The 9,709-nt window shown below is 41.8% G+C and carries 9 protein-coding genes; 5 read left to right on the top strand and 4 right to left on the bottom strand.

The window, feature by feature from the left end:
* Positions 1–183: 183 nt before the first annotated feature.
* The 3 genes from WN50_RS14045 to WN50_RS14035 all read right to left on the bottom strand — a co-directional run bounded on the left by WN50_RS14045 (position 184) and on the right by WN50_RS14035 (position 3,809).
* A complete protein-coding gene (locus WN50_RS14045) occupies positions 184–1,182 on the bottom strand; it encodes an endonuclease/exonuclease/phosphatase family protein (protein ID WP_046278880.1) in 999 nt (332 codons plus the stop codon).
* A gap of 28 nt (positions 1,183–1,210) precedes the next feature.
* Positions 1,211–2,116 (bottom strand): carbohydrate ABC transporter permease, encoded by a 906-nt coding sequence (locus tag WN50_RS14040; protein WP_046278879.1) that lies wholly within the window; start codon positions 2,114–2,116, stop codon positions 1,211–1,213.
* A 202-nt stretch (positions 2,117–2,318) separates the two neighbouring features.
* Positions 2,319–3,809, bottom strand: coding sequence for a CIA30 family protein (locus WN50_RS14035; protein ID WP_046278878.1), 1,491 nt, complete (start codon positions 3,807–3,809; stop codon positions 2,319–2,321).
* Between the two features lie 212 nt (positions 3,810–4,021).
* On the opposite strand from WN50_RS14035, the gene WN50_RS14030 reads away from it, so the two are divergent.
* Both WN50_RS14030 and WN50_RS14025 read left to right on the top strand, forming a co-directional pair.
* Entirely contained in the window at positions 4,022–5,239 is a 1,218-nt protein-coding gene (locus WN50_RS14030; RefSeq protein ID WP_049559505.1) for an RNA-guided endonuclease InsQ/TnpB family protein, read from the top strand.
* Positions 5,240–5,665: 426 nt separating this feature from the next.
* Positions 5,666–6,049 (top strand): hypothetical protein, encoded by a 384-nt coding sequence (locus WN50_RS14025; protein ID WP_046278876.1) that lies wholly within the window; start codon positions 5,666–5,668, stop codon positions 6,047–6,049.
* An 88-nt stretch (positions 6,050–6,137) separates the two neighbouring features.
* Here the strand turns inward: WN50_RS14025 and WN50_RS14020 are convergent, their stop codons facing one another.
* On the bottom strand, positions 6,138–6,944 hold the full coding sequence (locus WN50_RS14020; protein ID WP_425354806.1) for a carbohydrate ABC transporter permease: 807 nt from the start codon (positions 6,942–6,944) through the stop codon (positions 6,138–6,140).
* A 508-nt stretch (positions 6,945–7,452) separates the two neighbouring features.
* Between WN50_RS14020 and WN50_RS14015 the strand changes: the two genes are divergently transcribed.
* The 3 genes from WN50_RS14015 to WN50_RS34060 all read left to right on the top strand — a co-directional run bounded on the left by WN50_RS14015 (position 7,453) and on the right by WN50_RS34060 (position 9,592).
* A complete protein-coding gene (locus tag WN50_RS14015; protein ID WP_046278874.1) occupies positions 7,453–8,148 on the top strand; it encodes an aldehyde oxygenase (deformylating) in 696 nt (231 codons plus the stop codon).
* A 187-nt stretch (positions 8,149–8,335) separates the two neighbouring features.
* The gene (locus WN50_RS14010) at positions 8,336–9,361 is read left to right on the top strand and encodes a long-chain acyl-[acyl-carrier-protein] reductase (RefSeq protein ID WP_046278873.1); all 1,026 of its coding nucleotides are present in this window, start codon (positions 8,336–8,338) and stop codon (positions 9,359–9,361) included.
* Between the two features lie 42 nt (positions 9,362–9,403).
* Complete coding sequence (locus WN50_RS34060) at positions 9,404–9,592, top strand: hypothetical protein (protein WP_152964807.1); 189 nt, start codon at positions 9,404–9,406, stop codon at positions 9,590–9,592.
* Positions 9,593–9,709 lie beyond the last annotated feature (117 nt).

Genomic DNA, 9,709 nt, shown 5'->3' with positions numbered 1-9,709 from the left:
AAAAAACACGGAACCCTGTAGGGGCGGGTCCCGAACCCATTTAGATTTCCCAGTTTCAACCTATATAAACCCGCCCTTAAAAAACACGGAAACCTGTAGGGGCGGGTTCCGAACCCATTTAGATTTCCCTCTTTAAACCTATATAAACCCGCCCCTCTTACCTGAAAGAAACCGGGTTTTTATTTAAAAAATTATCCTAAATTTCATCATCACAGGTAAATGATCGGAAGCTATAATACCTGTTATGACTTGCCATTCTATTGCTTGAATTCGATTTGAATTGTAGAAAATATAATCAATAGTTTGACGGGGTTTATCAGAAGGATAAGTTGCATTTTTGGGATTATTTAACGTTTCTGGGGGAAAAGCAGACTCAATTCCGGGTGTATTGAGAAATAGATTAATAGTCGGTTCTAAATGGGTTTTTGAAGGCGGTTCGCTGTTAAAATCACCCAGTAAAATTACCGGATAGTTTTGAGCAAAACTCAGAAAGAGTTCCAAGACAAATTGAGATTGTTTTAAACGAGTTTTTCGATCAACATCTTCCAAATGAACGTTAATTAAAATAAGTATTTGGTTGGCTATTTTAAGGTGAGTAACTTGGGCGAGTCTATCCAAATAAAACGGCTTTTCATAAAAAGGCTTATTGGCAACTCGTTCTAACACAATTCGTTCATTAAGTTCAATGGGATATCGACTCAAAACCGCCTGTCCAGACAACAGTTTACCAAAATGTGTAGAAACGGGAAAAATAGGAAAAGGAACATAATTTTTATCCCAATTAATCGCCGTTGCTTGCATCGGAAATTGTAACGCATTTGCTAACGCTTTAACTTGATTAACATCATAGGAACGTTGAGAAGCAAAATCAATTTCTTGAAAGGCAATAAAATCAGCATTCCAGGGTTTTAAAGCTGCAATTGCGATCTCTATATTTTCATCAAATAACGCTTTTTTACGTTGTACCGCTTGGTTATTGGTCAAACCCGAAAGATAACCAATATTATAAGTAATAACTGTATAAGTCTCTTTTATATGCCGTTGAGGTGGAAAATCAGAAGTTAATATTTCCGCATATTTAGCTTGGGGATAACTCGGTGAACTTGCCCATAAATAAAACGAAAAAAGACTGCTAGAAAAACCGCAAACAATCAGCAACAACAGCGTCATCAAATCTAACATTGTTGTTAATGGCAATTCATGGAAATGGTTATAAAGTTGGAGTATCACTAGAGGTCAATTGAGTAAGGGCTAATCGTAAAACTGACAATCCGAGAACAATTAAAAACAAAATCAATCCAATAGTACAAGCATAACCAATCTCTAAATTTTGAAACGCTTGTTCATAGAGATAATAGACAATTGTTTTTGAACTATTACGCGGCCCTCCTTGGGTCATAATATAAACTTCTTCAAAAACTTTCGTAGCTGAAATCGCCGAAATAACCGCCACTAAAACAATATAAGGACGCATCAAGGGAAGTGTAATATCCCAATGTTTTCGCCAACCGTCAGACCCCTCTAAACTCGCCGCTTCATATAATTCGGCGGGAATAGATTGTAAGCCCGCTAAATAAATAACCATATAATAACCTAACCCTTTCCAAATTGTTACCGCCATGACGCTAAATAAGGCTAAATCAGGACTGGTTAACCAAGGAATGGTCGGTAATTTTGAATCCGGGAGAACAAAAGATAAGCTGTATTGCAGGAGTTGATTGAGTAAACCCGTTTCTGAATATAACCATTTCCAAGCGAGTCCCGCTACAACCATTGAAATAACAACCGGAACATAATAAGCGGTTCTAAACCAATGAATTACCCGCAGTTTTTGATTCACTAAAATCGCTAAACCCAATGGAAAAATTGCTAAAATGGGAACGACAAAAACACTATAAATTACTGTGTTTTGTAGCGTCTTCCAAAATACCTCATCACTCCACAACCGTTGAAAGTTTCTTAACCCTATCCATTGCGGCGGTTGCAATAAATCATAACTAAAGAAACTCAGATAAAACGCTTGCAACGCTGGCCAAAATACCGTTAAACCCAAAATTAATAGGGCGGGAAGTAAAAACAAATAAGGGGTAAATTTAGGGTTAATTTTCAGTTTCATTGATAATCAATTAGATGATTCTCTGTGGATGCCAGCAAGCGAGGACACTTGCACTACTGTAACTCATACAATCGCACACCGCTATAGAAAGAAGAAAAACCACGCTCGACACAGAGAACATATAAGAAAGAAAATCTTTGTGTCTTTGTGTCTTTGTGGTTAATTTCCCTCTTTAAAAAAGTCTTTATAGGTCTTTTTGACCTCAATCTAGATAGAAGTTTACCGAATCAGGTTTAATACTCGAAAATAAACCTGTCCAGTCTCCTATTTTGTAACCATTTTGTTGGGATTTCACCTCAAAAGTAACATTACAAGCTTGCGGTAAATTCAACGCTTGAATACACAGTTCAGCGATATCTTCTCGACTCACTTGACCTTTGATTGTATCACCTTGAGCGAATGTTAACGCTTTCCCTCCTGGTTCTTCTGTTAACGCACAAGGTCGAATAATCGTGTAAGGAATGCCACTGGAACGAATCACATCTTCTCCTTTCAATTTCCAGGTTAAAATCCCCCCCAATTGTTCATTTAAACGGACGGCTGGCGGTTCTTCTTCTAGGTTTAATCCCGGTTTACCGGGGCGAGTCACTCCGGCTGAACTAATCTGAACAAACCGAGGAAATTTTTCCCCCCCATAGGCTTTAATCGACTCAATTTGTAATTGAAAAATTCCCGGTGAAAATTTAGGATTGAGTTGTTTATCGTATTCAAACTTACTCAACATCAGTTGAATAGAATAAACCGTACTGGGGTCAAAGGGTGAGCCGTCTTTAAGGGTTTTTGCCCGAAATACCGGAATTAATTGATTAAACGGAATGCGAAGAGTTGTGGTAATATTGTAAACAGTATCAAACGAATAACAGTAAGCAATACTATCCCATTTAGAATCATTCCGCAGAATGAATTTATAGCGCTTTCCATCTCCTTTGACTCGCAATTCAATTCCTTGATAACCCGATAAATTCATTGCGGGTTCAAAATTGCGGGTTCTCACCGAAGCAAACCCACCCGAATTAGCCGTTGAAACATTCCCCGTAAATAAAGCCGCATCGCCAATCAATCGAATCGAACTTTCACTCACGCCTCCCATCACAATATCATCTAAAGCCCCCCAAGTTTCTTTTAAATCTTCCGTTGGTTTGCTAAAATCAAACAGGAGTTTTTCACCACTATTTTTGAGAGTGGGAAACGCAGCATTGATTAAATTCTTCATGCCTTCATATTCTACCTTTTCGGGAACATCTACCACTTCCGGCAGATAAAATTTAATACCTTGGTAGTATTTTTCTCGGGTTGGAGTATCCCCTTCGACGGGTTGAACTTTGGTTCCCGTACAGCAAATAATTGCCGTTACATCTTTCATTACTTCAGGGGTTAACGTCTCAGGAATAGTCAAATCAGCTTCGATAATTTCTACTGTATTTCCGAGGATTTTTTTCGCTCTTTTTGCATCTCTAACTAACGCACGCACGTTGACACCTCGTTGCTGTAACCGCTTCACCACTCGTTTCCCGACGCCTCCTGTCGCACCTGCAACTAACACCACTTCTGACTTGGGCTGTGGTTTGTTTTTGTTGTTACCGAATAGTTGCTGAATCCAGCTTATACTACCTATAAAGGGAACCACCCCAAAGTAACCCAAGGTTTTTAAAAACCGTCCAGCATCCCAATTGGCTTTTTTTTGTTCGGACATACTCATTTCCTGCCTGTTTTGTCAAGTCTACCTTCTTCTATCCAAGCGTGGGGGTTTGGGGGAGCAATAGAACCCCATGCTCAACGGAACGAAGTGAAGTAGGGTGGGGGTACATGGACTCCCCTCAGTAAAAAACGGGTACTCAATGTACTCGCTTTTTTACAATCCTTGTATCCTATGTTTAAGATATCCGACATAGCGTTGAAACATCCATGTTAGTATTTGAAGCCAAATTACGAGGAACATCTGAGCAGTACGCCATCTTGGACGAAATGATTCGTACCGCCCTTTTTGTTCGTAATAGTTGCCTTCGGTACTGGATGGATAACAAAAGGGTCAACAGGTATGATTTGAACAAGTATTGCAAAATACTCAGAGAACAATTTGAATGGTGCAAAAAACTTTCAGCGCAAGCCTGTCAAGCCAGTGCAGAAAGGGCATGGAGTGCCATTGCTAGATTCTTTGATAATTGCAAGAAAAAGGTTCCGGGGAAGAAAGGCTTCCCACGTTTTAAAAAACATCAAACTCATGGCTCAGTCGAGTACAAAGTTGATGGCTGGGTGTTGTCGGATGACCGATTAACCATTACATTTAGGGATGGTTTCAAAGCTGGAACATTTAGAATGTGGGGAACTCGCGATTTGCATTTTTATCAAAAAAAGCAGATTAAGCGAGTGAGTGTTGTGCGTCGAGCTAATGGATATTACGTTCAGTTCTCTATCAACCAAGAACGAAAAGAGCAACATAACCCCACTAATCGGATGGTAGGCATAGATGTTGGTTTAAATCATTTCTATACCGACTCTGATGGTAATAAAATAGAAAACCCAAGGTTCTTGAGAAAAGCCGAGAAGTCTTTAAAACGCGCACAAAAACGTGTTTCTCGTCGAACTAAAGGGTCAAGAAATCGACTTAAAGCCATTAAAAAGTTAGGTAGAACGCATCTCAAGATATCAAGGCGGCGTAAAGACTTTGCGGTAAAGACTGCAAGGGCGCTTATCCTGTCGGCAGACTTGGTAGCCATTGAAGATCTAAAAGTGCGGAATATGGTTAAGAACCACAATTTAGCTAAATCAATATCTGATGCTAGTTGGACATTGTTTAGACAGTGGTTGGAGTATTTTGGGAAAGTGTTTGATGTGCCAGTGATAGCTGTTGCACCTCATTACACTTCTCAAAATTGCTCTAACTGTGGTTCCGAAGTTAAGAAATCCTTGTCCACGCGCACACATAAATGTCCGCAATGCGGTTATTTAGATGACCGTGACACAAACGCTGCCATCAACATTTTGATGAAGGCATTACAAGGTAATGCTCAACTACCGAGGGGCACTCGGAAAGTAACGCCTGGGGATGAGATGACCCGCTACTTGAAGGTGGAAACTCAGACAAGCAAGGTTGCTCGACGAACCAGGAAACCCTGTCAGTGATGATGGGAATCCCTACCCTCAGCGTCAGCAGGGTGGGGAGGATGTCAAATTAAGATACGTTACAAACTTAAAATCGATAGTTCGGGGATGAATTGGCTAGAAGTGCTGGAACTTGAGAACATTCGCCTCTGTTGAGTCTGGCTGTGTAGCTGCGGGAAAGCGATCACAGATGCTAAGTATTTGTGCTACGGTAAATCGGTGTAGATCTAAATCGGAGCTTTATGGAAACGATAGATTGGGAAAATGTAATTTTTGGTGGACTGGCAATTGTGATTTTTGTTGGGGGAATGGTTATGATGTTCACCAATATTTGGACGAGTGGTTTGAATAAAGATAAGTAAGCAAAAATGTTAACGAGATGTCAGAAATCAAACCCAAAACATCTGTAAAGTTAATCTGTTAATGATTTCACTGAGTTACACAAAGATGCTAGTAGATATTAATGCAATTGCTGAGTTTTCCCGTGCCAATTGTCTGACCATTTGTGCGTTTCTAGTTCCCGCCAATGTGCTGGCAACTCTGCAAACCTTGGTTTTTACAGGGATGAGATACTCTGCGGTTAAAGTGCGGTTAATGATAGGATTTGCAAGCTTTTATGCTGTGCTGATGCTACTGCACGTTTACAGTTGGTTTAGTATTGGGGTGGTAATGATGCCCACCTACATTTTACTGGCTTTAGGGAGCTTGTGTTTAGCGGTTAATATTTGGACAATCGCTCATTCAAGCAGCTTATTAAAGCTGATTGAGATTGTAACCGCTACGGTGATCAATCTGGGTAAATCTTGGCGGAAAAAGTCTTACATCAGTTAAAACTGGAGAGACAAACGCAGTCAGTTGTCAAAAGTTCGTTAGAATTGCTGCTCGAAAGGTGGCATTATTTTTTTATTCAATTTCAACGTTAGTTTTTAATTCCCGTAGCCGCAATACCCCGAATAAACTGACGCTGACCGATGAGAAATAACACCACAACAGGCAAAGTCGAAATCACAACCGCCGCCATCATTAAAGACCAACTACTGGTAAACTGTTCTTGAAACTCAGCTAAAGCTAACTGCACGGTTTTCAGTTCAGGTCGAGTTGTAAAAACCAAAGGCTTAAACAAATCATTCCACTCGCCAATAAAGGTAAACAAAAACAGCGTCACCAATGCAGGTTTAGCACAGGGAAGAATCACCTGCCACAAAATCTGCCAACGATTCGCCCCATCGAGAGCAGCAGCTTCCTCCAATTCTACAGGAATGGTTAGGAAATATTGACGAAGCAGAAAAATTCCAAACCCATTGACAGCCGTCGGTAAAATTAAAGCCCAGTAGGTATTGATCAGATCTCCCCACTTGAGAACCATAAAAATTGGAATAACCAACAACTGAAAGGGTATAATTAGAGTTGTTAAAACAATCAATAAAACTGCCTGTCGTCCACGAAACCTTAAACGAGCCAGGGCATAACCCGCTAAAGCCGAAGTGATCATCTGAAATCCTGTAACCGCAAGCGCAACTAAAGTAGAATTAGCAAAAGCTAACAAAAAGTTACCCCGTTGCCAAGCTTCTCGATAAAAAGCCAGCGTAAATTTGCCAGGGTTTTCAGCCGAACCCACGTCCGATAACGAAGTCAGTACAACAATCACCAAGGGGAGAAGTACCAGCACCGCCCCCAGCGACAACAACGCTAAACTCAGCCACAGGAGAAATTTTGAGGATTGCATCAATTTTCCCATAAGTCTTGTCTCAGGTGTGTAGGCGAAAGAATTAAGCGAAACTTATAAAAGCTGCAATTTTGCTCGATCAACGCACCCTACCCTCTTGAGATGAGGATAAAATTAGCCAAATCTTCGCTTAAATAGGTAAAGTAACTATAGGTTCAGTATTTCCTCCTAAGCGGGAGTGATGCCAGGTCAATAAACGTCGAGTGTTGTTTTAATCCTCTCCCAAGATGGCGATCAAATCAACAAGGCTCAGGCGTTAGCGCCAAATCATTTCTAGAGAAGTTGAAGAACTGGACACCAGAAAAACGCGATCCGAAGCGTTACACTAAGCGGTTGAGATCAAACACAATCTGAGAACGTCCCCAATTCTGGGCGAACTCGATATCGTCAATATCTCAGCTTCTGTCAAAATAAACGAACTCCTGAAATCCGTATAAGGCCGCTCAGGAGCTAAAACAGGTCAAAATAAACTGATTGAACTCATTGATAATGAGGAGCTAGTAAATCTATGCCACAGCTTGAAGCCATTGCAGAAATCGACTTTAATACCAATACTTACAAAGATGCCTACAGCCGAATTAATGCGATTGTGATCGAGGGAGAGCAAGAAGCCCACGATAACTACATCAAGCTGGGTGAAATGTTACCGGATGAAAAAGACGAGTTAGTGCGTCTCTCGAAGATGGAAAACCGTCACATGAAGGGATTCCAAGCCTGTGGTCGCAATCTGGACGTGACTCCCGATATGGAGTTTGCCCGCCAGTTCTTTAGCCCATTGCATCAGAATTTCCAAGCCGCAGCCGCCGATGGAAAGGTTGTTACTTGTTTGCTGATTCAATCTTTGATTATCGAAAGCTTTGCGATCGCAGCTTACAACATCTATATCCCGGTTGCTGACCCCTTTGCTCGCAAAATCACCGAAGGAGTCGTCAAAGACGAGTATATGCACCTCAACTTTGGTGAGGAATGGCTCAAAGCTCATTTTGAGGAGTCTAAAGCTGAACTCGAAGAAGCTAACGCCCAGAACTTACCTTTAGTCTGGAAAATGCTCAACGAAGTTGAAAATGATGCAGAGATTTTGGGCATGGAAAAAGATGCTCTCGTTGAGGACTTTATGATTGCTTACGGCGAAGCCCTGAGCAATATTGGGTTCACAACCCGAGACATCATGCGGATGTCTGCCTACGGTCTCAAAGGCGTCTAAATCCTCAAATCAATGGGACTCTAAAAACGGCCAGAGACGAGGAACTCGGAGGTTTTCAGACTCAATGATCCACTATCTCATCATCCTCGACTCTGGTTGGTCAGAGGTCAAGCGATCGCACCCTCACCGACATCCAGCCCCAGGTCAAGTTAAAATCTAAAATCTATCTAAAGTGTAGTGACGGACTATGTTTGGTTTAATTGGTCATCTGACAAGTTTGGAACACGCCCAGTTGGTTGCAAAAGACTTGGGCTATCCAGAATACGCCGATCAAGGGTTGGATTTTTGGTGCAGTGCGCCGCCCCAAATTGTGGATGAAATTAAGGTGACAAGCGTTACAGGCCAAGTGATTGAAGGCCGCTATGTCGAATCCTGTTTTCTGCCCGAAATGTTAGCCAGTCGTCGTATTAAAGCCGCGACACGCAAGATCATTAACGCGATGGCTCATGCTCAAAAACATGGCATTAATATAACTGCCTTGGGCGGATTCTCCTCCATTATTTTTGAAAATTTTAATTTGGATAAAATCCGGCAAGTCCGCAACATCAAGCTAGAGTTTGAACGCTTTACCACTGGAAACACCCACACCGCCTATATTATCTGTCGTCAAGTTGAACAGATGGCGCCGAAGTTGGGCATAGACTTATCGAATGCGACAGTCGCCGTTTGTGGGGCTACAGGTGATATTGGCAGCGCTGTCTGTCGTTGGCTCAACCAACGGACTCAGGTGGGAGAATTGTTACTAATTGCTCGCGATCGCGAACGTCTACAAAACCTGCAAGGAGAACTCGGACGGGGTAAAATCTTAGGGCTAGAAGAAGCGCTTCCCCTGGCTGATGTTGTGGTTTGGGTGGCGAGTATGGCAAAAGGTATAGAAATCGATCCCAACACCTTGCAGCAACCTTGTTTGCTGATCGATGGCGGTTATCCCAAGAATATGGCAACCAAAATTCAACATCCCGGCGTTCACATTTTAGAAGGCGGTATTGTTGAACATTCCCTTGATATTGACTGGAAAATTATGAAAATTGTCAATATGCAAGTCCCCGCCCGTCAACTGTTTGCCTGTTTTGCGGAATCGATGTTGTTAGAATTTGAAAAAATTTACACCAATTTTTCTTGGGGACGCAATCAAATTACTGTTGACAAAATGGATTTGATTGGTAAAGTTTCCGTTAAACATGGCTTCCGGCCCTTGTTGCTTTCCCTCTAAGGAGAGTCACCCGTATTGTAGGGGCGGGTTCCACCTAGATGTATGTTTCTAACACGTAACCGACATAAACCCGCCCCTCTGGCGGTGATCCCTGTAGTATGGAAAAAACGGTTAATGGGTTGGGCGGGTTTATTGATGTTGTTGCTGAGAACACATAGATTTTCGCGGAACCCGCCCCTACAAAATAACGATGAGGGCGGGTTTATTGATGTTGTTGCTGAGAACACATAGATTTTTGAGCGAACCCGCCCCTACAAAATAACGATGAGGGCGGGTTTATTAATCTTGTTGCTGAGAACACATAGATTTTCGCGGAACCCGCCCCTACAAAATAACGATGAGGGCGGG

The organism is Limnoraphis robusta CS-951 (assembly GCF_000972705.2).
Note: the sequence above shows the minus strand (reverse complement) of the source record. Positions and strands in the feature narration are given on the sequence as shown.